Consider the following 24,635-nt stretch of genomic DNA (forward strand, 5'->3'; position numbering starts at 1 on the left):
GTCAAGGGGAGGTCTTCAAAAACAGCGGAACGAATTCCTGCTCTGTTTTCAGTACCCGCATCTGGCCACGCTGATTTACCTGAACATTGGCGGTAAGCCGGTAGCGATATTCCGGAATCCTGCGGGCTTCTGTATGAATAGTGTAGTTGACCCCGAAGGCATCGTTAACGAGCTGTGCCCGGGGAAACAGTGCGGTGGCCGGCGGCGGTTGCCCCGCGTCATGGCGGGCACGCCTGTCTTCGATAAACTGATCAACCGTGGCTTCGCTCACACCGGGCAGGGAAAGCAGCACCTGGCGGGGGGCAAACTGCGGATTGATGCCCCGGCTCGGGTTGAGGATGGTCAGGCTGTGGCGAATCTGTCGGTACAGCGCCGGGGTCATTGCCAGCACGCGTTGCAGCTCTTCCACCGAGGTAAAGGGGGCATTGGCGGGGCCGTAGTCCAGGCCGGCGGCCAGATAGTCGTCGAGCTCGGCACCGTTGAGCCGGCGCAAATTGTCGCGGTCGCGCCAGTCCAGAATGGCATCCACCAGTCGGGCGCGCAGGGCGGCGTCGGGCTCCACCGTGGCCAGCAGGCCGTCGAGCAATTCGGGGCCGGCGGCGTTGAGATCGATGCGGCCGCTTTCATTGAACAGCGCCACATGCACTTCCATGTCGTCCAGCTGCACCACATTGGGACTGCCATCGGCCTGCCAGGGGCGTTGCTCTGGAGCTTGTGCCAGGGCCAGCAGCGCCAGCTGCTGGCCGGCCTCTGCCCCCTGGCGCAGTTGCGTGGCGGTGGCAATGTTTTCGCTTTGCCGGCCCTGGTTGCGGCTGTTCACCGACACCCCCGAGGCCAGCACCGTCAGCAGCAGCAACAGCCACAACACGCTGACCAGGGCGATGCCTGCCTGTCTAGTCGAGTTGCTTGATGACATCGGGCTGCCCTCCGGGAGATACCACCAGCGCCGGCCAGTCTTCGTTCAGTTGCAGCTTCACCAGTTCCGGCAGCGCATCTTGCTCCTGCCAGTCTGCCTGCCAATCGGACGCCGTGCCGTCTTCATGACGAGGCAGGTAGTTCAGGCTAAAGTCCTCGGCGGGCATCGTCAGCAACGGGGCAATGGTTTCGGGGTGCCGAAAGTCGTCCACCAGTTGGTACCAGTCAACAGTGCTCTTAGACCGCTCGGGCGAAATTTCGCTCAGGGCCCGGCTTTTCAGGATCAGCCTGGGCTGCTTTGGCTCCTGATCGTCCAGCGCCAGGTAGAACCAGGCCGGCTGGCTGACGCGGCTATGCCGCTGGGGCAGGGCCGAGAGAAAGAGAAGCGAATGCTCGTCTCCCTGAAACGACAGCAGCGCGGTTTCCCGAGCCTCCGGCACCGAGCGAGCCTCGCTGCGGGCCAGCAGCCGGCGCAGCAGGCGCTGGGCCTGCACGGTTTCACTCAGCACGTTGTTGTGTTCGTCCACGGTTTGCCAGGCGCGACTGGCCATCCGAAAGCCGCCGAACATCAGTCCCGCCAGCAGGGTAAGCAGACTCAGGGCTACCATCAGTTCCAGCAGGGTGAAGCCGCGGACACGTGTCATCTGGCCTCCGTGCGAACCAGCCGCAGTGTGGCGAGCTCATAGCGGCGGCTGTCGCCCCAGCTCACCACCACCGACAGCCGGTAGGGAAGCAACTGGCTCTGGTTGTCCATCAGCGTCTGGGTGTCGAATTCCTCAATGCGGGATTCCCAGGCAAAGCGGTCGTCAAAGTCACCCCGCTCAACCCCGGGGCGCAGGGTAACGCCGGCGCTCAGCTCGGCGAGCCTGGATTCCGCCAGCAGCACCGCCTTTTGCTGATCCTGGACGGCCTGGGTGGTGCGCATTGCTAGGGAAAAAATATTGAGCAGCACGCCAAGGGTGACGGTGAGCACGGCAAAGGCCACCAGCACCTCCAGCAAGGTGAAGCCGCGCTGGCTTTGGGGGAACGCGGGACTAGTCATCAAACGACACCCTTCCACTCAGCCAGTCGACGTGAATGCGGTATTGCCGGCCGGCCCCCGTCAGCTGCAGGGTGCCGCCGCTGCTGGCGCCGTCTGGATAAAATGCCAGCTCGGCGTGAACCTGTGAAGCCAGCGTTGTTTCAGTGTCGAACAGGCTCAGTTTCACTCCGTCAGGCCAGTCGTATACCGTAGCCTGTCCCGACAACCGGGTATGTCGTTGCTCTGCGCTCAGTGTCAGGGTAACGGTGTCGCCGGTGGCGAGGGCCTGACTACGGGCCAGCCGCAGCAGCGCGGCGGTTTGACGGCTGTAGCTCTTCAGCTCGGCGCCCGGCAGCAGGGCGGCAAAGCGGGGCAGGGCCACGGCCAGGGCCAGGGTAGCGATGGTCAGCACTACCAGCAGCTCGAGCAGGGTAAAGCCGGTGGCCTTATTCCCAACTGACCACGTCCTGGGCTTCACCCGAGCCTCCTTGCTGATTGTCGGCCCCCAGGCTGAACAGATCGAACTCGCCATGCTGGCCGGGAGCGCGGTACTGGTAGTCGTAGCCCCAGGGGTCCTGTGGTACCGATTTCTTGGTCAGGTAGGGTCCATTCCAGCCCTTCGTTTCGGTGGGGGCACTGAGCAGGGCTTCCAACCCCTGCTCGGTGGTAGGGTGGCGGCCCACTTCCAGCCGGTACAAATCCAGCGCCGTGCTCAGCTCCTTGATCTGCAGCGCCGCCGTTTTGGTTTTGGAGCCGCCCAGCTGGCGCAGCACCTGAGGGCCGGCCAGGCTGGCCAGCAGCCCCAGGATCACCAGCACCACCAGCAGCTCGAGCAGGGTGAAGCCGGTTCCGTATGTTTTATGTTGATAACGCACGTTTACCTCCCTAGATGGGCAGTTCGTTGATACCGAGAATGGCCATCAGCATGGAAATGATAATGCCGGCAATCAGCACCCCCAGGCCCAGGATCAGCACCGGCTCCAGTATGGTCAGCAGGCGCTGAATGGCGTTTTCCACTTCCCTGTCATAGGTGTCGGCTACCCTGAGCAGCATCTCTTCCAGCTGGCCGGTTTCCTCGCCCACGCGAATCATCTGTATCGCCAGGGGCGGAAACCGGCCCGAGGCCTGCAGTGGTGCCGCCAGCCGCTTGCCTTCCTTCAGCTCGCGGCCGGCCTCGGCCAGGACCGCTTGCAGCAACTGATTGCCCAGAGTCTGGCGGGCGATATCTAGGGCACCCAGCAGGGGTACGCCGCCTTTCATCAGGGTGCCCAGGCTACGGCTGAAGCGGGCCACTTCCAGCCGCTGTATCAGCGAACCGGCCAAGGGCAGGCGCAGTAACAGTGTGTGCCAGGCCAGGCGCACTCCGGGCTCACGCAACCGATGGCGCAGATAGAGCAGCACCAGCAGCAACCCCAGCAGCAGCCAGGGGCCGGTGTTTCTGATGAAGTCGGCGGTGCCGATGACGATGCGGGTGGGCAGGGGCATGGCCTGGCCCATGTCGGCGAACAGTTGCTGAAACTGGGGAATGACGTAGGTGAGAATGATCAGCAGCGAGGCGGCGGAAACCAGCAGCAGGATCAAGGGGTAGATCAGCGCCGAGAGCGCCTTTTCTCGCAGCCGGCGACTGCGATCAAGGTAGAGGGCCAGATCCGCCAGCCCCTGCTCCAGGTTGCCCGAGAGCTCGGCGGCGCGAATCATGTTGAGGTAAAAGGGCGAAAAGCCGGCGTTTTGCTCCGCCAGCACCGCCGACAACGCCTGGCCACGCCGAATGCCCTCGCGAATGCGGTCGAGCAAGTGCGTATCCTGCTCGCCGCGCACCTGGATCATGATGCCCAGGGCCCGCTCCAGGGGAATGCCGGCCTTGAGCAGGGCCGCCAGATCCTCGGTCAGGGACTGAATATATCGGGCGCCTGTGCCCTGGCGGCCCAGGCCGATTTTGCCGGTCAGTAAACCGGGGCCGTGCGCGCCGGCGGGTTCGACGCTGAGGGGGATCAGCCCCCGCTGTTGCAGTTGCCGCACTATGGCCTGCTGATCGGCGCCTTCCAGCCGGCCTTCCTGCTCTTCGCCGCCGTGGCTCACCGCCCGAAAGTGAAACAGCGCCATCTCAGCCCTCCTGAGTAACCCGAATCACCTCTTCCACATGGGTGATTCCCTGCAAGGCCTTGAGCAGGCCGTCGCCATACATGGTGCGCATGCCGGCGGCCACGGCGGCATGCTGGATCTGGCCGGCGTCGGCATGGCTCAATACCAGCTTGCGAATGTCGTCGTTCATTACCAGCAGCTCCTGAATGGCCAGCCGGCCGTGGTAACCGGTGCCGGCGCAGTGGTCGCAGCCCACGGGACGATACAGCCGTATCGGCTCATTCGGGGCGAGTGCCGCCAGCCCGAGTTCGCGCACCAGTTCAGGCAAAGGGGTATAGCCTTCCTTGCAATGGGGACAGAGCACCCGTATCAGGCGCTGGCCGATAACGCCGTTAAGGGTTGAGGTCAGCAGGTAGTCTTCCACCCCCATTTCCAGCAGCCGGGTTACGCTGCTGGCGGCATCGTTGGTGTGCAGGGTGGACAGTACCAGGTGACCGGTGAGGGCCGACTGCACACAGATGCGGGCGGTTTCCAGGTCGCGCATTTCCCCCACCATGATGACGTCCGGATCCTGGCGCACGATGGCGCGCAGGGCGCTGGCAAAGGTCAGGCCGATGGCGGGTTTGACGTGAATCTGGTTGATGCCCTCCAACTGGTATTCCACCGGGTCTTCCACCGTGATCAGCTTGCGCTCGGCGGTGTTGAGCCGGTTCAGCGCCGTATACAGGGTGGTGGTCTTGCCGCTGCCGGTGGGGCCGGTCACCAGCAGCACGCCGTGGGGAATGGTCAGCACCTGCTGCAGCCTGGCCCGAGTGTCGCGGGCAAAGCCCAGGGCGTCGAAGTCGAGCACCACGCTCTCGCGGTTCAGCAGGCGCATGACCAGGCTTTCGCCGTGCATGGTGGGTACGGTGGAAACCCGAATGTCGAGGTCCTGGCCCTGCACGCGCAGCTCAATGCGGCCGTCCTGGGGCAGGCGGCGCTCGGCGATATTGAGTCGGGCCAGTATCTTGATGCGTGAAATAATGGCGGGGGTCATGCTGACCGGCGGAGCCTCGGCCTGCTGCAACACGCCGTCGATGCGGTAACGAACGTTGAGCCGGTTTTCAAAGGGCTCAACATGGATATCCGACGCCCTCAGCTCCACCGCCTTCTGGATCAGCAGGTTGACCAGCCGAATCACCGGTGCCTCGCTGGCCATGTCTTTCAGCTGGGCGATGCGCTCCTCGGTTTCTTCCTCTTGCTGCACCGCCGACAGAATGTCGCCCATTTTGCTCTGGCCTTCACCGTAGAGTCGTTCAATGGCGGCGTCGATCTCGGAGCTGACTCCCACCCTGGGCTGCACCGGCTGGTTGCAGAGCATGGCCATGGCCTGCAGGGCAAATTGGTCACCGGGATCCACCATGGCCAGTACCAGGGTGTTTTCTTCCTGGCCCAGGGGCACCAGGTGGTGCTCCTTGAGAAACCGGTAGGGCAGGGGCTGCTCCAGCGGAGACGTGGGCGGGTAGTGCGCGCTGTCGGTCAGCGGCAGCCGGTACTGTCCGGCCAGGGTGCGGGCCAGCTCCCGCTCCGACATCATGCCCAGGTTGAGCAGCAACCGGGTCAGGGGCACCGTCTCCTGCTGCTGCTGGCGCAGGCGTGCCAGCCTGCCCAGCTCGGTTTGGGTGAGGTGCCCCTGTTCAATGAGTGTTTGGCCGAGGGCGCTGTCCTGCGCCGACCAGGATCCGCTGACATCCATATCCTTTGCCTCTCAGTGTGCATGATCAAGCATAGCCGCTTGCTTGAGGCCGAGGGCAGGTTGTGATCTGCCTCAACGTTCTAAGAGAGCATAAATATTCTTCTTTCTAGTATATGTATTTGAAAATTAGTCATTGACCCAAGGGCGGCGCCATATTTCAATATGTCGGGGTCTCTTAAATGTGCATCCCAGGTAAAGATTTAAATAAAATAACAAGGAAGAAACTCGTGACGTATATTCATGACACCATTGTCAGACTGCAGAAGACCAGCCCGGCACAAGCAGAATTTTATCAGGCGGTAGAGGAAGTACTCGACTCTCTGCAGCCGATCCTCGAAACCAACGAGAAATACAAGAAACACGCCATCATCGAACGCATGGTGGAGCCCGAGCGCCAGATTATGTTTCGGGTGCCCTGGGTGGACGACCAGGGTAACGTGCAGGTAAACAAGGGTTACCGCATTGAGTTCAATTCCGCCCTGGGCCCGTACAAGGGCGGCCTGCGTTTTCACCCCAGCGTAAACGCCGGCATCATCAAGTTTCTCGGTTTTGAACAGATCTTCAAAAATGCCCTCACCGGCCTGCCCATCGGCGGCGGCAAGGGTGGCGCCAACTTCGATCCCAAGGGCAAGTCCGACGGCGAAATCATGCGCTTCTGCCAGTCCTTCATCAACGAGTTGTACCGTTACATTGGCCCGACCAAGGACGTGCCTGCCGGCGACATCGGCGTGGGTGCCCGTGAAATCGGCTACATGTTCGGCCAGTACAAGCGCCTGACCGGCAACTACGACGGCGTGCTCACCGGCAAGAGCCTGCTGTGGGGCGGCTCCCTGGTGCGCAAGGAAGCCACCGGTTACGGTTGCGTGTACTTCGCTCAGTACATGCTGGAAGCCAAGGGCGACACCCTGGCCGGCAAGCGCTGCCTGGTGTCCGGTGCCGGCAACGTGGCCATCTACACCATCGAGAAGCTGTATCAGCTGGGCGCCATTCCGGTGACCTGCTCCGACTCCAGCGGCACCATCTATCACGAGACCGGCATCAACCTGGAGACCCTGAAGGAGCTCAAGGAAGTGCGCAAGGTACGTCTGAACGAGTACGTGACTGCCCACCCGGAAGCCAAGTTCATTCCCGCCGCCGACTACCCCGCCGACGGCAATGCGGTATGGCGCATTCCGGCCCAGCTGGCCTTCCCCTGCGCCACCCAGAACGAGCTGTCCGAAGCCGATGCCAAGGCCCTGATCGCCAACGGCATTATCGGTGTGTCCGAAGGCGCCAACATGCCCTCCACCCAGGATGCGGTGGAAGTGTTCCTGGATGCCAAAATCTGCTATGGCCCGGGCAAGGCCGCCAACGCCGGTGGCGTGGCCACCAGCCAGCTGGAAATGGCCCAGAACGCCAGCATGCAGCGCTGGAGCTTTGAGGAAGTGGACGAGAAGCTCAAGGTGATCATGAAGAACATCTTCCTGAACGCCAGCGAGACCGCGGCCGAATTTGGCGAGCCCCACAACCTGGTGCTGGGTGCCAACATTGCCGGTTTCCGCAAGGTAGCCGACGCCATGATCGAGCAGGGCGTGGTGTAACCGCACCACCCCTTTGAATTACGTCTAAAGGCCCGGTATACCGGGCTTTTAGTTTTTCTGGGCCCGGCGTTGCCGGCCCGGTTTTGGTGACGTTTGCCACTTCGCCCGTGCCCTTTGCCCCCTTTTGGTGCCGGCTTCGCCCGTGTCCTCTGCGGCTGCACCCTTTTTGGGTTAATCTCGCTCACCATTTTCGAACTTTTATTTCATGTAATTGTTTTTAATTGACTTTTTGTGATGGCATGGCCCTTGCTTTGCTCTCGAAGCACCCGTATCAGTGTTTCATCACAAGGAGCTTACCGTGAACAAATCCCTTTGCTACTCCGCCCTGTTGGCCGCCGGCCTGACATCCTTTTGTGCCAGCGCCCAGGACGATGTGATCAAGGTCGGCATACTGCATTCCCTCTCCGGCACCATGGCCATCAGCGAGTCCACCCTTAAAGACACCGTATTAATGCTGATCGAGCAGCAGAACGCCGAGGGTGGCCTGCTGGGCAAAAAGCTGGAGCCGGTGGTGGTGGATCCCGCCTCAAACTGGCCGCTGTTTGCCGAGCGGGCCCGGGAATTGCTGGCCCAGCAGAAGGTGGATGTGATCTTCGGCAACTGGACCTCGGTGTCGCGCAAGGCGGTACTGCCGGTGGTGGAAGAGCTGAACGGCCTGCTGTTTTATCCGGTTCAGTATGAGGGTGAAGAGTCTTCCCGCAACGTCTTCTATACCGGTGCCGCGCCCAACCAGCAGGCCGTTCCGGCGGTGGATTACCTGATGAAGGAGCTGGGAGTCCAGCGCTGGGTACTGGCCGGCACTGACTATGTATATCCGCGCACCACCAACCGCATCCTCGAAGCCTACCTGAAGGATCATGGCGTGGCGGAGCAGGACATCATGATCAACTACACCCCCTTTGGCCACGCCGACTGGCAGAACATAGTGGCGGAGATCAAGCGCTTTGGCAGTGCCGGCAAAAAGACCGCCGTGGTGTCCACCATCAACGGCGACGCCAACGTGCCCTTCTATCGCGAGCTCGGCAACCAGGGCATAGACGCCGCCGACATTCCGGTGGTGGCCTTCTCGGTGGGCGAGCAGGAGTTGTCCGGCATCGACACCGGTCCCCTGGTTGGCCATATGGCGGCCTGGAACTACTTCATGAGCCTGGACACCGAAGCCAACGGCGACTTTATCGATGCCTGGCTGGACCATACCGGCAAGGACGACGCCGTCACCAATGATCCCATGGAGGCCCATTATATCGGCTTCAACATGTGGGCCGAGGCGGTGCGCAAGGCCGGCACCACAGAGGTGGATGCCGTGCGGGACGCCATCGTGGGTGTGACCGTGCCCAACCTGAGCGGTGGCTACGCCACCATGCTGCCCAACCATCATATCACCAAGCCGGTGTTTATCGGGGAGATTCAGGACGACGGTCAGTTCGAAATGGTCTGGCAGACCAGGGGCACCGTGATGGGGGACGCCTGGTCGGATTATCTGCCCGGCTCGCGACAGTTGGTGGCCGACTGGACCACCCCCATGCAATGCGGCAACTACAACGTGGTGACCGGTCAGTGCGGTGGCAGTCAGGCGCTGAAGGAAGCCCAGGCGGCGCTGGGCAACTGACCCCGGCATAAGGCCGGCAGCGGGCACGGGGTCATGCTGCCGGCCATTCACCGCCTGCCTTGAACAGCGTCATCACGGGGTGATGCTGTTCAAGGAAGCGCCTGAACGCACCGAAGAACAAAGGACAACACCATGAAGATGCTCAAGGACCTGACGCTCAGGCTATGGCTGGTGGCGGGGCTGCTGATCCCGGCGCTGCCGGCCGCGGCTCAGGTCGATAACGGCCAGGCCCTGCTGGAGGCGCTGGACGTGCGCGCCTTTGACGCCAAGGGGCAGGCCATTGACGCCATTATCAACAGCGGGGATGCACGGGCGCGGGACTGGCTGGCGGCCCTGCTGGACGGCCGGTTGCAGCGCAGCAAGGCCGATCGGCGGTTTGTGCTGGTCGTCAGTACCGACGGCCGGCACTGGCCGGTGCTCGATGCCCTCAGCAATGACAGCCTGGGTACCCTGGGGCGCCGGGAGTTGAATCGAATCAGCATCAACAACCGCCTGCGCAACCAGTTGCGTAACGCCCTGGCGCTGCTGGATCTGCATGGGGACGATGCGGCCCTGCGCCGGGCTTCGGCCGAGCGCCTGCTGGGTGGGGTAGACGACGGACTGGTTCCCACCCTGACGGCCCTGCTGGCGCAGGAGAGCGACCGTCAGACGCGGCACCGGCTGAATCAGGCCCTGGCCATACACCGTCTGGAGCAGGGGGACATCACCGCCGTTGAGACGCTGACAGGCGATCTGCACAACGAAGTGCGCATCGCCCTGAACCGCGCCGCCGCGGGTGAGGGGGAACTGGCCGAGGCCGCCGGCCGGGCGCTTGCCGACATCGAACAGAACCTGAGGCTCAATCGCGCCGCCGAAACCCTCTACTTCGGCCTGAGCCTGGGCTCGGTGTTGGTGCTGGCCGCCATCGGGCTGGCGATTACCTTTGGGGTCATGGGCGTGATCAACATGGCTCACGGCGAGCTGATCATGCTGGGGGCCTACAGCACCTGGATGCTGCAGCAATTATTGCCGGGGCAGCCCGGACTGGCATTGCTGCTGGCCATTCCCACCGGGTTTTTGGTGGCGGCACTGACCGGTATCGCCATTGAGCGGGGGGTGATTCGCCATCTCAAGGGCAAGCCCCTGGAAACCCTGCTGGCCACCTTTGGCGTCAGCCTGATCCTGCAGCAGCTGGTGCGCACCTTGGTCTCTCCCCTGAACCGTACCGTGGTCACGCCGGAGTGGATGAGCGGCTCCCTGGTGGTGAACGACGCCCTGTCGCTGACCCTCAACCGGCTTTATGTGCTGGGCTTTGCCCTGCTGGTGTTCGTTGCCCTGATGTGGGTAATGAAAGGTACCCGGCTGGGACTGGAGGTGCGCGCGGTCACCCAGAACCGCAGCATGGCCCGGGCCATGGGCATTCGTGCCACGCGCGTGGACATGCTGACCTTCGGGCTGGGCTCCGGGGTGGCCGGGCTGGCCGGAGTGGCCCTGTCCCAGCTCACCAACGTGGGGCCCAACCTGGGGCAGAACTACATTATCGACTCCTTTATGGTGGTGGTGTTCGGTGGTGTGGGCAACCTCTGGGGCACCCTGGTGGCCGGACTCTCGCTCGGTGTGCTGAACCAGATCCTGGAGCCCTGGGCCGGCGCCGTGCTGGCCAAGATCATGGTGCTGGTGTTCATCATCCTGTTCATTCAAAAGCGGCCGCGCGGACTTTTTCCGCAGAAGGGCCGGGCGGCGGAGGGCTAAACCATGTGGTTATTCCAACCTTTGCAGGAGCGCCAGACTCGGCTGTTTCTGGCGGTGCTGCTGCTGGCCCTGCTGCTGGTGAGCCTGGCCAATCTGCTGCTGCCGGCGGCGCATCCGCTGCATGTTTCCACCTATACCGTGACCCTGCTCGGCAAATACCTGAGCTATGCGCTGCTGGCGGTGGCGGTGGATCTGGTGTGGGGCTATCTCGGCATTCTCAGCCTGGGACATGGCGCCTTCTTTGCCCTCGGCGGTTATGCCATGGGCATGTACCTGATGCGTCAAATTGGTGATCGGGGCGTATATGGCCATCCCGAGCTGCCCGACTTCATGGTGTTCCTCAACTGGGACAGCCTGCCCTGGTACTGGGCCGGCTTTGACATGGCCTGGTTCGCCTTTGCCATGGTGCTGCTGGCCCCGGGACTGCTGGCTCTGGTGTTCGGTTTTCTGGCGTTCCGCTCCCGAGTGACCGGGGTCTATCTGTCAATCATCACTCAGGCGCTGACCTTTGCCCTGATGCTGGCGTTTTTCCGCAACGAGATGGGGTTTGGCGGCAACAATGGCCTGACCGACTTTCGCGAGTTGCTCGGTTTTGATCTGCGGGCGGACGGCACCCGGGTGGGGCTCTTTATCGCTTCCGGCATCGCCCTGGCGCTGGGTTACTGGCTGTGCCGGGCCATCGTGCTGAGCAAGCTGGGCCGAGTGTGCATGGCCTCTCGCGACGCCCAGGCTCGAACCCGTTTTATCGGCTACCGGGTCGAGCGGGTACAGCTGTTCGTCTTTGTGGTGTCGGCCATGCTCGCCGGTGTGGCCGGGGCCTTGTATGTACCCCAGGTCGGCATTATCAACCCCAGCGAGTTTTCGCCGCTGTTTTCCATTGAAATCGTGGTCTGGGTGGCCCTGGGCGGACGCGCCACCCTGTATGGGGCGGTGATCGGTGCCCTGCTGGTGAACTACGCCAAGACGGTGTTCACCGGGGTCATGCCCGACGCCTGGTTGTTTGCCCTCGGCGGCCTCTTTGTGGTGGCGACCGTATTGTTGCCTAAAGGCATTGCCGGCGTGCTGGCTCACCGCCGCTCTATCACCGCCCCCAAGGAGGCAAGTGCATGAACATGTTCAAGGCCCTGGCCCGTCGGGATCAGGTGTTTGATTTTATGACGCCCGAGGTCTCGCCGGTGGATGTGCGCCACGGCCCCATCCTCTATCTGGAAGACGTCAGCGTCAGCTTTGATGGCTTTCAGGCCATTAACAAGCTCAATCTCACCATAGATGACGGCGAGTTGCGGTGCATTATTGGCCCCAATGGGGCCGGCAAGACCACCATGATGGACATCATCACCGGCAAGACCCGGCCCGACAGCGGACAGGTGTGGTTTGGCAGCCGCCACAACCTGCTGCGAATGTCGGAGCCGGAGATCGCCACCCTCGGCATTGGCCGCAAGTTTCAGAAGCCCACGGTGTTTGAGGCGCTCACTGTCATTGAAAACCTGGAACTGGCCATGGCCGCCGACAAGCGAGTGCTGCCCAGCCTGACCGCCCGGCTGAGCTCGGAGCAACGGGATCGCATACACGAAGTGGTGCGGCTGATCGGGCTCAAGCCCGCCGCCCATGACCTGGCGGGCATTCTCTCTCATGGCCAGAAGCAGTGGCTCGAGATCGGCATGCTGCTGATGCAGCGGCCCCGGTTGTTGCTGGTGGATGAGCCGGTGGCGGGCATGACCGAGCAGGAAATGGAGCTGACCGCTGATCTGCTGACCCGGCTGGCCGGCAAGGGCAGGCAGTCGGTGGTGGTGGTGGAGCACGACATGGGCTTTGTGCGCTCCATTGCGCGCCAGGTGACGGTGCTGCACCAGGGCTCGGTGCTGGCCGAGGGCACCATGGATCAGGTATCCAGCGACCCGCGGGTGGTCGAGGTATATCTGGGGGAAGAAAGCGGCGCCGAGGTGGCCTGATGCTGACAATAGACAAACTCAACCAGTTTTACGGCGAAAGCCATACCCTCTGGGATCTGAGCCTGGAGATTCCCCGCGGCCGCTGCACCTGTGTCATGGGTCGCAATGGCGTGGGCAAGACCACCCTGCTCAAGTGCATCATGGGTGAAGAAGCCAGCCGCAGTGGCAGTATTCGCCTGGACAATGGCACCGAACTGACCCAGCGGCGGCTGGAGGACAGATCCCGGTTACGGCTGGGGTATGTTCCCCAGGGCCGGCAGATTTTTCCGCTGATGACGGTGGAAGAGAACCTGCGTACCGGCCTGGCGGCCCGGGGCGATGGCCTGCGCCGAATTCCCGAGCGAATCTACCAGCTGTTTCCGGTGTTGAAGGAGATGCGTCAGCGCCGGGGCGGAGACCTGTCCGGCGGTCAGCAGCAGCAGCTGGCCATTGGCCGGGCCCTGGTGCTGGAGCCGGAGCTGCTGATCCTGGATGAGCCGGGGGAAGGCATTCAGCCCAATATCGTGGCCGATATCGGCCGAGTGATTCGCCGGCTGATGGAGGAAGACGGGCTGACCGTGTTGCTGGTGGAGCAAAAGCTGCCCTTTGCCCGTAAATATGCCGATCGCTTTGTGATCCTGGATCGGGGCCGGCGTGTGGCCGAGGGCGAGATCGACGGTTTGTCCGACGATCTCGTCAGGCAGCATTTGACGGTGTAGACCAAACCGCCGGGGGGTATTAACGCTCGGCGGCCACCACGGAAATTTCCACCAACAGCTCGGAGCGGGCCATGGCCGCTTCCACGCAGGCCCGGGCCGGGGCATGGCCTTCCGGTACCCAGGCGTCCCATACCGCATTCATGGCGGCGAAATCGGCCATGGTTTTCAGGTAAATGGTGGCGGACAGAATGTGCTCGCGGTCGGAGCCGGCTTCCTGCAGCAGCTCGTCCACTTTTTCCAGCATGGTGGCCGTTTGCTCGGCGATGTCCTGAGTGGCATCCTTGCATACCTGACCGCACAGGTAGATGGTGCCGTTGTGCTTGACGATGCGGCTCATGCGCTGGCCGATCTGCTGGCGTTCAATAGTCATTTGTACTTCCTTTTTGGCTTTTGATGAGGGCTAAAAGCCAGACCATACCGACTGCCTCCGGTTTGTAAACTTCATATTCTTATAAAGGTAAAACAATATGGCGACGATCACGGGAATTCACCACTATCCGCTCAAGTCCGCCGCCGGCCTGAGCCTTGAGGCGGCGCAGGTCACGCGCGAAGGACTGGCCGGCGATCGCCGCTATATGCTGGCCCGGCCGGACGGCAGCTTTGTGACCGCCCGCTCTCACCCTCGCTTGCAGCTGATTGGCGTTCGGCCGGTGGCGGGCGGGCTGGAATGTTGGTACCAGCAGCACAACCTGTCGGTGCGCCACCGGCTGTTTTCGTTGCAGCCGGTGCAAACCGGTGTGTGGGGTGATGCGTTTATCGCCTATGCCACTCATGGGGAGTACGACGCCTGGTTCAGTGAAATACTGGGCGAGCCGGTGCAGTTGCTGTGGCTGGGAGAAAGCTCCAATCGCTATCGCGACAAGCTGGGCACTTCGGTCAGCTTTGCCGACGGCTATCCGTTGTTGCTGATATCCAAGGCGTCGCTGGCGGATCTGAACCGCCGTGCCGGCACTCGATTGGACATGTCCCGGTTTCGACCCAACCTGGTGGTGCGCGGCCGGCGGCCGTTTGAGGAAGACGGCTGGCGTCGCATTCGTGTGGGTGAGGTGGAGTTTCTGGTGGCCAAGCCCTGCAGCCGTTGCATCATGACCACCATCATCGCCGGTACCGACCGTTTTCACCCTCAACAAGAGCCGCTGGCCACCCTGGCCCGCTACCGCCGAGGGGAAGACGGCGAGGTGTATTTCGGCCAGAACCTGGTAGCCCTGAACGAGGGCGTGATTCGCGAGCACGACGAGGTGGAGGTGCTCGAATACGCCACCGCGCCCATCTATCCGGACTTGGGCCAGGGTGTCGCGAACACCGAAGGCAGGGGGCGGGAGCACAAGGCGGTGCAAGTGCGTATCGGCGAGCATGAATTTACCGGCAATAACCAGCACAGCCTGCTTACTCAGGCCGAGCAACAAGGCCTGACCCTGCCCCATTCCTGCCGCGCCGGCCTGTGTGGCCGCTGCAAGCAGACCCTGAGCGCAGGTGACGTACACCAGCCCGAGGCTCCGGCGCTGTCGGCGGCGGAGCGGGCGGCCGGTGTGGTGCTGGCCTGCTGCTGCGTGCCCCTGACCGATGTAACGTTGTCTTGAGGGGGCTTGCAGCAGCAGGTGTGAGCAGAGTTACCGGCTGGCCTCATCCACCAGGTAGAGAATGGACTCGTAGTTGATACCGCTGTGGTGGCTCAGACCCAGTTCGCAGGTGCGGCTGTTACTCACCCCTCGCGTGCAGCCTGCCGGCACCTGGGCCTTGAGCGGCTTGAGCGCGGCGGCATTCAGTTCCGGAGTGGTAAAGCCCTTGTCGCCGGCAAAGCCACAGCACTCGATATGCTCCGGCACCACCACTTCCCGGGCGCAGCGCCGGGCCAGTGTCAGCATGGGCTCGGCGAGATCCATGCGTCGGCTGCTGCAGGTAATGTGCAGCATCACGGTGTCGTCCACCGGCTCAAGTGTCAGCCGGTCCATGGCGTGCTCCAGCACAAACTGCACCGGTTCAAATACCTTGAGCGGCAGATCCTGCGTTTCCTTGCTGCGCTTGGCGCAAGGGCTGGTGTCCATCAGCACCGGCCAGCGGCCCTGCTCGCTGGCCTGCCACAGGCGGGCTTCCAGCTCGGCGGCCTTGTCGTCGGCCTGTGCCATCATGCCCTTGCTCTGATAGGGCATGCCACAACACAGGTTGTTCAGATCAAAGGGCAGTATCACCTCAAAGCCGGCCTTTTTCAGCACCGCCAGGGTGACCTCGGTGAGGGAGCGCGCATCCCGGGCCCCCGGCGACTGACCCAGCACTCGGCTGGCGCATGAAGGAAAATACACCACCTTGTCGGGCCCGGTCCCGCCGGCTTCGGGACGGTGCGAGTTGGCCGCCGGGGTTTCCGGCAGCCACAGCGGCACCCGGTTCTTGCTCGCCTTGCGCAATCCGGCATTTAGTCGGGACAGGGTGCTTTCGCCCAGCAGCTTGCGCCCTGCGTGGGCGGTGTTCAGCCCCAGCGCCACGGCCCTGGTGGTGGCGGCGAAATGGCCGGCACTCCAGCGGGCGATGGGCTCGAACTTTTTATAGCGGGCGGTGCGAAGCTGACGCACCAGATCGCCGGTGTTAATGCCTACCGGGCAGCGCTGGGCGCACAGGCCGGTAGCGGCGCAGGTGTCCACTCCCTGGTAACGGAATACGGCGTCAAGCCGGTCTTCATTATGTTCACCCGCAGCCTGGCGGCGTTGCAGCTCGCGAAACAGCACAATGCGCTGGCGCGGGGTCAGGCTCAGATCCCGGGACGGGCACACCGCCTCGCAAAAGCCGCATTCAATGCATTTGTCGACGATCTCGTCGGCGGCGGGCAGGGGTTTGAGATCCTTGAGGTGGGCCTGGGCATCCTCATTGAGGATCACACCGGGGTTGAGCAGGCCGTCCGGATCCAGCAGCGCCTTGATGCGCTGCATCAGGGCATAGCCTTCCCGGCCCCATTCCAGCTCTACATAGGGGGCCATATTGCGACCGGTGCCGTGCTCGGCCTTGAGCGAGCCGCCATAGTCGACCGCCACCAGCCTGGCGACGGCGTCCATAAAGCCACCGTAACGGTCCAGTTCGGCCTGGTCGTCAAAGCCCTGGGTAAACACGAAGTGCAGGTTGCCGGCCAGGGCATGGCCAAAAATAATGGCTTCGTGATAGCCGAACCGCTCAAACAGCGCCGTTAGCTTTCTTACCGCCGTTGCCAGCTCTTCCACCGGAAAGGCCACATCCTCGATGATGACGGTGGTGCCGGTTTCACGTACCGCGCCCACCGCCGGGAACATGCCCTTGCGCATGGCCCAGAGGCTCGCGCAGATGGCTTTGTCCTGAGTAAAAGCCACCTCGTTGCGGCGTTCATAGGGGGTGACGGCGGTCATGGCCCGCTCGCACTTGTCCAGCAATTCGGCTTCGCTGGCGCCGTGCACTTCCACCAGTAGGGCGGCGGCTTCGGCGTCCAGCTCTCGCACAAAGCCGGGCATGCCGGGCTTGTCGGCAATAGAAGCCAGCGCCCGGCCGTCCATCAGCTCCACCGCGGCCACTTGTGTGCCGGCCAGGGCGGTCACCGCCCGGCAGGTGGTTTCGATATTCGCATAGACCAGCAGGCAGGAGGCCTTGAACGGGTGATCGGGCACGGTGTGGTAACTGACTTCGGCGATAAACCCCAGGGTGCCTTCCGAGCCGATCATCAGGTGAGCCAGCATGTCGATGGGATCGTCGAAGTCGATCAGGGCGTTGAGGCTGTAGCCGGTGGTGTTCTTCAGCCGGTACTTGTGCCGAATACGCTCGCTCAGCTCGGGGTTGGCCCTGACCTCGTCACTCAGTTGCCTGAGCCCGGCCAGCAGCTCGGGTTTTTGCTCGGCAAGGCGGGCTCTGCTGTCGGCGTCGCGAGTGTCGACCCGAGTGCCGTCGGCCAGCACCAAACTGAGTCCGTGCAGGGTGCGGTAGGAATTCTGGGCGGTGCCGCAGCACATGCCTGAAGCGTTGTTGGCGGCGATACCGCCTATTTTGCAGCTGTTGATGGAGGCGGGGTCCGGGCCTATCTTGCGGCCAAAGGGCGCCAGATAGCGGTTGGCGTCGGCGCCGATCACGCCGGGTTGCAGGGCAATACGGCGGCCATCATCCTCGATGCGGTGATGGCGCCAGTCATCGGTCAGGGTGATCAGCACCGAATCGGATACCGCCTGCCCCGACAAACTGGTGCCGGCGGCGCGAAAGGTGCAGTGAATCCGCTGCCGGCGGCAGGCCGCCAGCACCCTTACCACTTCATCGAGGTTGGCCAGGCGCAGCACCAGTTTGGGCAGCAGCCGGTAAAAGCTGGCGTCGGTACCAAAGGCCAGGCATAGCGACGGGTCGGTAATAATGCGCTCGGCCGGCAGGAATTCACCCAGCTCGTCGGCCAGGCGCTGGTAGCGAACCTCCATCACGCATCCTCCAGGATCAGTACCACCAACTCCTTGGGGCCATGGGCACCATAGGCCAGGGTTTGCTGAATGTCGGCGGTTTTGGACGGCCCCGACACCAGCAACAAATTGGTGGGCATGCCTCGGCTCCAGCCCTGATCCGTCATCATGGCCGGCAGGTTGGCGTGCAGGGTGGAGGCCTTCAGAATGGCAATATGGCAAGGTGGCACCAGCGACAGGGTGCGTGGCTCCGCCGGCCCCGGCCACAGCACCAGGCTGCCGGTGGCGGCAATGGCGCCGTGGCAGCCGGTGATGCCGGCATCGACATGGTTGAACAGTTCGTCCTTCCACTGCTCCAGGGGCTGGTCAAAGCACAGCTGTTCGGCAGTGCCCTGCAGCGCCTGGGTGATCTCTTCAAAAAACTCGCCACCGGTGCCGGTGGCCAGCCGTTTGAGGCGGGCGCCGCTCACCCGTTCCCTGAGGGCGGCAACCAGCTCGGCGCGAGGCAGGCGCGTCACCTCGGCGTGATTCTGCTCCAGCAGTTCGGTCAGCCGGACCAGCATGTCTTCACGGTCGGTGCTGGTCCAGATCGGATAATCCGGGTTTTTGACCGGCAATGGCCGGGCGTTGACTCGACGCAGCCGGTCGAGAATGGCGGTACGTGCAGTCGACATTTATTTGTTCCTCTCGGCCATCAGCTCCCGCAGGGTTCTGGCGGCGGGTTTGGGGGCGGTGCGGCAGCGGGTCCAGGGGCCCAGTTTATTTGGAATCAGCCGGCGAAAGCGAGTGGCGCACCAGGTCAGCATGCGATACAGCACCGGTCGGCTGGTGATCAGGGCGAAGCTGCGCCATACAAAGGCCTCGGCGTTACTGGCCGCCGCCTTCTGGCCGCGCATCGGTGCGGTGCCAGGCTTGGGATCCTGCTTGGCTTCGTGGCGCAGGCGCTGCAGCAGCTCAGGAATGGGAATGCGTACCGGGCATACCTCACCGCAGGCACCGCACAGGCTGGAGGCGGTAGGCAGATCCTGAGTGGCCTCCAGGCCCATCAGGTGCGGCGAGATGATTTTGCCGATGGGGCCCGGATAAACGGTGCCGTAGGCGTGACCGCCGATACGGGTGTACACCGGGCAATGGTTCATGCAGGCGCCACAGCGAATGCACTGCAGGGTCTTGCGCATTTCCTCGTCGGCAAAGGCCTGGCTGCGGCCGTTGTCGAGCAGCACTAGGTGCACCTCTTTAGGACCGTCGAGCTCGTTCTCCTTGCGCGGACCGCTGATCATGTTGAAGTAGGTGGTCACCAGTTGGCCGGTGGCGGAGCGGGTAAGCGCGCTGAACAGCGGCGGCACGTCGGCGAGGAATTCCACCACCTTTTCAATGCCGGTAATGGCGATATGCACCTCGGGCACAGTGGTGCACATGCGGCCGTTGCCCTCGTTTTCCACCAGGCACAGGGTGCCGGTCTCGGCCACGGCGAAGTTGACCCCGGACACCCCCACGTCGGCGGTGCGGTATTTTTCCCGCAGCACGTTCCTGCCGGTCTGGATCAGGGTGTCCACATCCAGGGTGTGCTGAAAGCCGGGCACGTGCTCGGTGAACAGCTCGGCCACCTGCCGTTTGTTCTTGTGAATGGCGGGCATGATGATGTGGGACGGCGTTTCCTGGCCGAGCTGGACGATGTATTCACCCATGTCGCTTTCCAGACAGGTAATGCCTTCCTTCTCCATGGCGTGATTGAGCTCGATCTCTTCGCTCACCATCGACTTGCCCTTGACCGCCAGGGTGCCGCCGTGGGACTGAATAATGTCGGTGAAAATGGCGTTGGCCTGGTCGGCATTTTCCGCCCAGTGCACGCGAATACCGTTGGCGATGCAGTTATTTTCCAGTTGCTCCAGCAGTTCGGGTAGCTTGCTCAGGCAACGCTGGCGAATGGCCTCGGCCCGATCGCGAATGGTGCGCTCTTCGTCGGCGTCGGCAAAGGCGGTCTTGCGCTTGTCGCGCAGGTAGTCCATGGCGCCGCGAAAGTTGGCACGCAGTTCCGCATTGGCCAGGGCGGTTTCGGCCTGGGCGTGGAAGTGTTGGGGCCGGTTATGCATGTTTTTCCTCCAGCCGGCTCAGCAGAAAACTGGCCAGGTGCATGCCCCTGAGGGGCTGGCCCTGGTATTCCAGGGCGCCGTTGATATTGAGCAGGCAGCCCCAGTCGGCACTTATCAGTTGCTCGGCCCGGGTTTCGCACAGGTGCCGGGTCTTGTCCTGCACCATGGCTTCGCTGATCGCCGGATGGCGCACCGAGAAGGTGCCGCCAAAGCCGCAGCATTCGCTCTCGTAATCCTGCTCGCGCAGCTCCACTTGTTCGAGCTGGCCGAGCAACTGACGGGCGGTGACGTGTACATTCATCTCCCGACGGGCGGCGCAGGAGGTGTGCAGCACCACGGACGTGGCCGGGCCCTTGTCTTCCAGCCGCAGGCGGCAGACATGCACCAGGAATTCGGTGAGTTCAAATACCCGATCACAGAATTCATTAACGCTCTGCTCGTGTTCACTGCCGGCGAACAGGCGGCGGTAGTGATGATGCATCATGCCACCGCAGGAGCCCGACAGCACAATAACGGGCCAGGGCTCGGGAAACAGCGCCATCTGGCTGAGCGCCGTGGTTCTGGCGTCGTCATCATAGCCGGAAGAGTAGGCGGGCTGGCCACAGCAGCTCTGCTTGGGCACATAGACAACCTCGACGCCGGTTCGCTCCAGCAGGCGAATGGCGTCCAGCCCGCTGTCGGGTGAAAAGGTGTCTACCAGGCAGGTGGCGTAGACATACACCTTTTTCGGCATGGCCGGATAGATGCGAATCGTGGACAACATAAGGCAATTCCTTTCAGGGTTACAGCAGCGCCGCCGGCTCGCACCGGCGGCAGCATGGCATCAGGACAGTGACAGCAGCGGGTCGGACACGCCCAGGCCATAGATGGCGATCATGCCGATCAGGCCGAGGGCCACCAGGTAATAGAGGGTGGGCAGGGCGGTCTTGCGCAGGGTGGTACCTTCCCGGCCGAGCAGGCCGACGGTGGCCGAGGCCGCCACCACGTTGTGAATGGCGATCATGTTGCCGGCGGCGGCGCCCACCGCCTGCAGCGCCACCACCATGGCGGTGGATACTCCAAGGGTCTGAGCCACCTCAAACTGGAACTGGGAGAACATCATGTTCGACACCGTGTTGGAGCCGGCGATAAAGGCCCCAAGAGCACCGATCACGCCGCTGATGGCGGGGAAAAAGCCACCCACCAGATCCGAGGCCACCTTGGCGGTCATCACCGGCATACTGGCAATATCCGCCTCGTTCACCCCTGAGTTGATGAAGATGCGCACCATGGGCACGGTAAACATCAGCACAAAGCCGGCCCCGATCAGGGTCCTGGTCGACTCGTGAATGGCCGGGCCAAAGCTTTTGAGCGAGCGGGTCTGGCTCAGCACCGCCACCAGCGACACGAACACCAGAATGCCGCCGGGCAGATACAGGGGCTGAATACCGGCACTGATGCCTGCCTCGCCCAGCAGATTGCTGAAGGCGATGTTCCAGCCGGTCAGCAGCCCCTTGAAGCCATCATGGGTGCGGCTCAGCACCAGCAGCACCGGCAGCAGCAGATAGGGGAACCAGGCCAGGCCCAGGCTGATGGGTTTCTTTTTCAGGTCTTCGGTATGAATGACCAGGGAGCCCAACCACTCGGCGGGCCAGTCTTTTTCTTCCTGAAAATCAAAGCTGGCTTTGGGTACCAGAAAGCCTTTGCGAGCGGCGGTCACTACGATGGCCAGGCCCACCAGGCCACCCACCAGGGACGGAAACTCCGGACCCAGCAGGACGCCGGTCAGGGCATAGGGCAGGGTAAAGGCCAGGCCGGCAAAGATGGCGAAGGGCAGAATTTCCAGGCCCTGTTTCCAGCTTCTGTCCTTGCCGAAGAAACGGGTCAGCATCATGCACATGAACAGCGGCATCAGAATGCCGATAATGGCATGGGTAATGGCCACGTTGCTGGTCACGGCCTGCAGGTAGGCCTCCCAGCCGGAGCCGGCCGTACTCAGGGTGTTGTCGATGGCGCCGTTATCGAGGCCGGTGGTCACGCCAACGATAATGGGCGTGCCCACGGCACCAAAGGAAACCGGCGTACTCTGAATCATCATGCCCATCAACACCGCCGCCAGGGCCGGGAAACCCAGCGCTACCATCAGCGGTGCGGCCACGGCGGCGGGGGTGCCGAAGCCTGAAGCGCCTTCGATAAAGCAACCAAAGCACCAGGCCACGATAATGGCCTGAATGCGGCGATCCGGGCTGATGGCGGTAAAGCCATTGCGAATGGTGGTGATGGCGCCGGTATGCTTCAGGGTGTTGAGCAGTAAAATGGCGCCGAAGATGATCCACAGCAGGGAGATGGAGATCACCAGTCCCTGCAGGGTCGAGGCCAACACACGCGTGCCGGTCATGTCCCAGGCCCAGAGGGCGATGATCACGGTGAGCAGAAAAGCCAGGGGCATGGCCCGTTTGGCCGGCCATTGCAGACCCACCAGCAGCACGGCGGCAAGCACTATGGGTGAAAAGGCCAGCAGCGCCAGCAGGGTTTCATTCAGCATGAGGTTGTCTTCCTTGTCGATTACGGGCAGTCATCACAGACATACAATAAAGGTAGGTTACGATTGCAGGCCGGATGTTAATCGAATGTAACCTTATCCATTCGCTTTTTGTGGATATATAGATTTAATGAAACTCATTGTTTCCAAAACTGGATAAATAATGCCGAGAACCGATGATCTCATTCTGTTTGCCCAGGTGATTGAGCTGGGTTCCTTCAGCAAGGCGGCCGAGGCCCACGGCCTGACCAACTCGGTGGTGAGCAAGCGCATTGCTCGGCTGGAGGAAGAGCTGGGCAGTACCCTGATCCACCGCACCACACGGCGCCTGGCCTTGAGTGAGGCGGGCCAGGTGTTGTATCAGCGGGCCCGGCTGGTGGCCCAGTCGGCACAGGAAGCGTTTGACGCCGTTACCGGCTACAGCCAGGCGCTGCAGGGGCACATTCGCATGTCGGTGCCGACCATTTCCGGCGAGCTGCTGCTGGCGGAGGCGGTGGCCGAATTTTGTGATCTGCATTCGGCCATCAGCATCGACATGTCGCTGGAAAATCGCTTTGTCGACCCGGTGGGGGAAGGCTATGACCTGGTGATTCGCACCGGTCACCTGGATGACTCCAACCTGATCGCCCGCCATATTCTGGACTCGCGCTGGCTTATCTGCGCCGCCCCCAGTTACCTCAGCCGGCACGGCAAGCCGCAGCAGCCCAATGATCTGCTGCAGCACAACTGCCTGATTTACAGCTATCAGGAGAGTGGCGCCCGGGACTGGCTGTTCAGCCGTCACGGCGAGATATATTCACTGCGGGTGAGCGGCAACTTTTCCACCGATAACGCCGCTGCCCTGCGCAAGGCCGCCCTGGCCGGGTACGGCCTGGCCTATGTGCCCCGCTGCCTGGTCTATCCGGATCTGCAGGCGGGCAAACTGGTTGAGGTGCTGCCCAACCGGGTGGGCAAGGTGCTTGGCATTTACGCGGTGTATCCCTACAACCGGCAACCTCCCCGCAAGATAAAGCTGCTGATCGAACATATTCGCTCCCGTTACATGGACATTCATCACTATTTCGAGTGATCGGCGCCGGCCGGCCGTTCAGGACTCCGGGTCGAGCAGTTCAATCCAGTGTTTTACCGGCACGGGTGCCCGGCTGGCCAGGTGCAACTGGCAGCCGATATTGGCGGTGACGATCTGCTCGGGGTTGCCCGCGGTCAGCGCCGCCAGCTTGTTGCTCAGCAGTCGCTGGCTCAGTTCGGGTTGCAGGAGTGAATAGGTGCCCGCCGAGCCACAGCAGAGGTGCCCATCCTGGACCGGGGTCAGTTCCACGCCGGCCTTGCGCAAAATGGCTTCTACTCGACCGCTCAACCCGAGGGCATGTTGCAGGGTACAGGGGCAATGCACCGCGGTTTTGCGCCCCTTGCCGGCCGGTTGCAGCCGGCCCAGATCTTCATTTTCCAGCACCTCGCTCAGATCCCGGGCCAGGGCGCTGACCCGTCTGGCCTTGTCGGCATAGGCCGGATCACCGGCCAGCCGGTCGCCGTATTCCTTTACCATGGCGCCACAGCCGGAGGCGCTGATCACGATGGCTTCGGCGCCGGCTTGTATATGGGGCCACCAGGCATCGATATTGCGGCGCATAAAGTCGAGGCCTTCCTCATGGGCCGACAGGTGATAGCTGACCGCGCCGCAGCACCCCGCCTCGGGCGCCGGCATCAGGCCGATGCCCAGCCGGTCCAGCACTCGGGCGGCAACGGCATTGGTATTGGGGGTGGCGGCGGCCTGGGCACAACCCGCCAGCGCCAGCATGACCCTGGAATGGCGAGGGGCGGGCCAGCGTCGTGCCGGTTGCGCCAGAGGCACCTTGGCCGCCAGCGCCGTCGGCAGCAGCGGTCGGGCCATGCGACCCAGCACCAGCAGGGGGCGCAGCCGGCCCGAATAGGGCAGCACGCGACGCAACAGCCAGCGCAGCAGGCGCTGGCCCGGCGTGCGGGGCAGCTGCCGCTCCATGATGCCCCGGCCGATATCGGCCAGGCGGCCATAGCGCACGCCGGAAGGGCAGGTGGTTTCACAACTGCGGCAGGTCAGGCAGCGATCCAGGTGGGTTTGGGACTTTTGACTGACGTCGCCGCCTTCCAGCAGCTGCTTAATAAGGTAGATGCGCCCGCGGGGCCCGTCCCGCTCGTCGCCCAGCTCCTGATAGGTGGGGCAGGTGGCGGTACAAAAGCCGCAGTGCACGCAGCTGCGCAGAATGGCGTCGGCCTCTGCAATATCGGGGTGATCCAGGTATTTCACATCAATACTGGTTTTCATGATGT

22 protein-coding genes are annotated in these 24,635 nt (G+C 62.8%); 8 read left to right on the plus strand and 14 right to left on the minus strand.

The features are described from left to right. Position 1: 1 nt before the first annotated feature. Genes OJHNALOF_RS15740 through gspE form a run of 7 tightly spaced genes read right to left on the minus strand, consistent with a single transcriptional unit; the run spans position 2 to position 5,753 of the window. Positions 2 to 916 carry a general secretion pathway protein GspK gene (locus OJHNALOF_RS15740; RefSeq protein ID WP_240919772.1) on the minus strand — a complete coding sequence of 305 codons (915 nt, stop codon included), beginning with the start codon at positions 914 to 916 and terminating at the stop codon, positions 2 to 4. Continuing rightward, positions 894 to 1,559 carry a prepilin-type N-terminal cleavage/methylation domain-containing protein gene (locus OJHNALOF_RS15745; protein WP_165662635.1) on the minus strand — a complete coding sequence of 222 codons (666 nt, stop codon included), beginning with the start codon at positions 1,557 to 1,559 and terminating at the stop codon, positions 894 to 896. Before OJHNALOF_RS15745 ends, OJHNALOF_RS15740 begins: the two co-directional genes overlap by 23 nt. Next, positions 1,556 to 1,957, minus strand: coding sequence for a prepilin-type N-terminal cleavage/methylation domain-containing protein (locus tag OJHNALOF_RS15750; protein WP_165662636.1), 402 nt, complete (start codon positions 1,955 to 1,957; stop codon positions 1,556 to 1,558). Before OJHNALOF_RS15750 ends, OJHNALOF_RS15745 begins: the two co-directional genes overlap by 4 nt. Further along, positions 1,950 to 2,414, minus strand: coding sequence for a GspH/FimT family pseudopilin (locus OJHNALOF_RS15755; RefSeq protein ID WP_165662637.1), 465 nt, complete (start codon positions 2,412 to 2,414; stop codon positions 1,950 to 1,952). The genes OJHNALOF_RS15750 and OJHNALOF_RS15755 overlap by 8 nt, the downstream gene beginning before the upstream one ends. After that, complete coding sequence (gene gspG, locus OJHNALOF_RS15760; RefSeq protein WP_094201983.1) at positions 2,383 to 2,811, minus strand: type II secretion system major pseudopilin GspG; 429 nt, start codon at positions 2,809 to 2,811, stop codon at positions 2,383 to 2,385. Before gspG ends, OJHNALOF_RS15755 begins: the two co-directional genes overlap by 32 nt. Positions 2,812 to 2,821: 10 nt before the next feature. Continuing rightward, entirely contained in the window at positions 2,822 to 4,039 is a 1,218-nt protein-coding gene (locus OJHNALOF_RS15765) for a type II secretion system F family protein (protein ID WP_165662638.1), read from the minus strand. A 1-nt stretch (position 4,040) separates the two neighbouring features. Next, on the minus strand, positions 4,041 to 5,753 hold the full coding sequence (gspE, locus tag OJHNALOF_RS15770; protein WP_165662639.1) for a type II secretion system ATPase GspE: 1,713 nt from the start codon (positions 5,751 to 5,753) through the stop codon (positions 4,041 to 4,043). Between the two features lie 227 nt (positions 5,754 to 5,980). On the opposite strand from gspE, the gene gdhA reads away from it, so the two are divergent. The 6 genes from gdhA to urtE all read left to right on the plus strand — a co-directional run bounded on the left by gdhA (position 5,981) and on the right by urtE (position 13,323). Then, positions 5,981 to 7,333, plus strand: a complete 1,353-nt coding sequence (gdhA, locus tag OJHNALOF_RS15775; RefSeq protein WP_165662640.1) for an NADP-specific glutamate dehydrogenase — start codon at positions 5,981 to 5,983, stop codon at positions 7,331 to 7,333. Positions 7,334 to 7,607: 274 nt separating this feature from the next. After that, complete coding sequence (gene urtA, locus OJHNALOF_RS15780) at positions 7,608 to 8,942, plus strand: urea ABC transporter substrate-binding protein (protein WP_370462340.1); 1,335 nt, start codon at positions 7,608 to 7,610, stop codon at positions 8,940 to 8,942. A 132-nt stretch (positions 8,943 to 9,074) separates the two neighbouring features. Then, positions 9,075 to 10,673: an urea ABC transporter permease subunit UrtB gene (gene urtB / locus OJHNALOF_RS15785; protein ID WP_165662642.1), complete on the plus strand. Its 1,599-nt coding sequence runs from the start codon at positions 9,075 to 9,077 to the stop codon at positions 10,671 to 10,673. A gap of 3 nt (positions 10,674 to 10,676) precedes the next feature. Next, positions 10,677 to 11,783: an urea ABC transporter permease subunit UrtC gene (gene urtC / locus OJHNALOF_RS15790; protein ID WP_165662643.1), complete on the plus strand. Its 1,107-nt coding sequence runs from the start codon at positions 10,677 to 10,679 to the stop codon at positions 11,781 to 11,783. Next, the gene (urtD, locus tag OJHNALOF_RS15795) at positions 11,780 to 12,625 is read left to right on the plus strand and encodes an urea ABC transporter ATP-binding protein UrtD (RefSeq protein ID WP_165662644.1); all 846 of its coding nucleotides are present in this window, start codon (positions 11,780 to 11,782) and stop codon (positions 12,623 to 12,625) included. The genes urtC and urtD overlap by 4 nt, the downstream gene beginning before the upstream one ends. After that, entirely contained in the window at positions 12,625 to 13,323 is a 699-nt protein-coding gene (urtE, locus tag OJHNALOF_RS15800) for an urea ABC transporter ATP-binding subunit UrtE (protein ID WP_094201975.1), read from the plus strand. The genes urtD and urtE overlap by 1 nt, the downstream gene beginning before the upstream one ends. Before the next feature lie 19 nt (positions 13,324 to 13,342). Here the strand turns inward: urtE and OJHNALOF_RS15805 are convergent, their stop codons facing one another. Continuing rightward, positions 13,343 to 13,693: a RidA family protein gene (locus OJHNALOF_RS15805; protein WP_094201974.1), complete on the minus strand. Its 351-nt coding sequence runs from the start codon at positions 13,691 to 13,693 to the stop codon at positions 13,343 to 13,345. Between the two features lie 97 nt (positions 13,694 to 13,790). Here OJHNALOF_RS15805 and OJHNALOF_RS15810 point away from each other — a divergent pair, with 97 nt between their 5' ends. Further along, positions 13,791 to 14,903: a YcbX family protein gene (locus tag OJHNALOF_RS15810; protein ID WP_165662645.1), complete on the plus strand. Its 1,113-nt coding sequence runs from the start codon at positions 13,791 to 13,793 to the stop codon at positions 14,901 to 14,903. A 30-nt stretch (positions 14,904 to 14,933) separates the two neighbouring features. Here the strand turns inward: OJHNALOF_RS15810 and OJHNALOF_RS15815 are convergent, their stop codons facing one another. From OJHNALOF_RS15815 to OJHNALOF_RS15835, 5 genes are all read right to left on the minus strand, one after another. After that, a complete protein-coding gene (locus OJHNALOF_RS15815; RefSeq protein WP_165662688.1) occupies positions 14,934 to 17,735 on the minus strand; it encodes an FAD-binding and (Fe-S)-binding domain-containing protein in 2,802 nt (933 codons plus the stop codon). Beyond that, positions 17,735 to 18,388, minus strand: coding sequence for a lactate utilization protein C (locus OJHNALOF_RS15820; RefSeq protein WP_165662646.1), 654 nt, complete (start codon positions 18,386 to 18,388; stop codon positions 17,735 to 17,737). The genes OJHNALOF_RS15815 and OJHNALOF_RS15820 overlap by 1 nt, the downstream gene beginning before the upstream one ends. After that, the gene (locus OJHNALOF_RS15825) at positions 18,389 to 19,807 is read right to left on the minus strand and encodes a LutB/LldF family L-lactate oxidation iron-sulfur protein (protein ID WP_165662647.1); all 1,419 of its coding nucleotides are present in this window, start codon (positions 19,805 to 19,807) and stop codon (positions 18,389 to 18,391) included. Then, entirely contained in the window at positions 19,800 to 20,567 is a 768-nt protein-coding gene (locus tag OJHNALOF_RS15830; RefSeq protein ID WP_206063769.1) for a (Fe-S)-binding protein, read from the minus strand. Before OJHNALOF_RS15830 ends, OJHNALOF_RS15825 begins: the two co-directional genes overlap by 8 nt. A 63-nt stretch (positions 20,568 to 20,630) precedes the next feature. Continuing rightward, the gene (locus OJHNALOF_RS15835; RefSeq protein ID WP_165662689.1) at positions 20,631 to 22,328 is read right to left on the minus strand and encodes an L-lactate permease; all 1,698 of its coding nucleotides are present in this window, start codon (positions 22,326 to 22,328) and stop codon (positions 20,631 to 20,633) included. Between the two features lie 163 nt (positions 22,329 to 22,491). Here OJHNALOF_RS15835 and OJHNALOF_RS15840 point away from each other — a divergent pair, with 163 nt between their 5' ends. Continuing rightward, complete coding sequence (locus OJHNALOF_RS15840) at positions 22,492 to 23,397, plus strand: LysR family transcriptional regulator (RefSeq protein ID WP_165662648.1); 906 nt, start codon at positions 22,492 to 22,494, stop codon at positions 23,395 to 23,397. 18 nt (positions 23,398 to 23,415) lie between these two features. On the opposite strand, the gene glcF is transcribed toward OJHNALOF_RS15840, so the two are convergent. Continuing rightward, complete coding sequence (gene glcF / locus OJHNALOF_RS15845; RefSeq protein WP_165662649.1) at positions 23,416 to 24,630, minus strand: glycolate oxidase subunit GlcF; 1,215 nt, start codon at positions 24,628 to 24,630, stop codon at positions 23,416 to 23,418. Positions 24,631 to 24,635: the final 5 nt, after the last annotated feature.

This window comes from Oceanimonas sp. MB9, from assembly GCF_011319775.1.
Lineage (GTDB): Bacteria > Pseudomonadota > Gammaproteobacteria > Enterobacterales > Aeromonadaceae > Oceanimonas > Oceanimonas doudoroffii.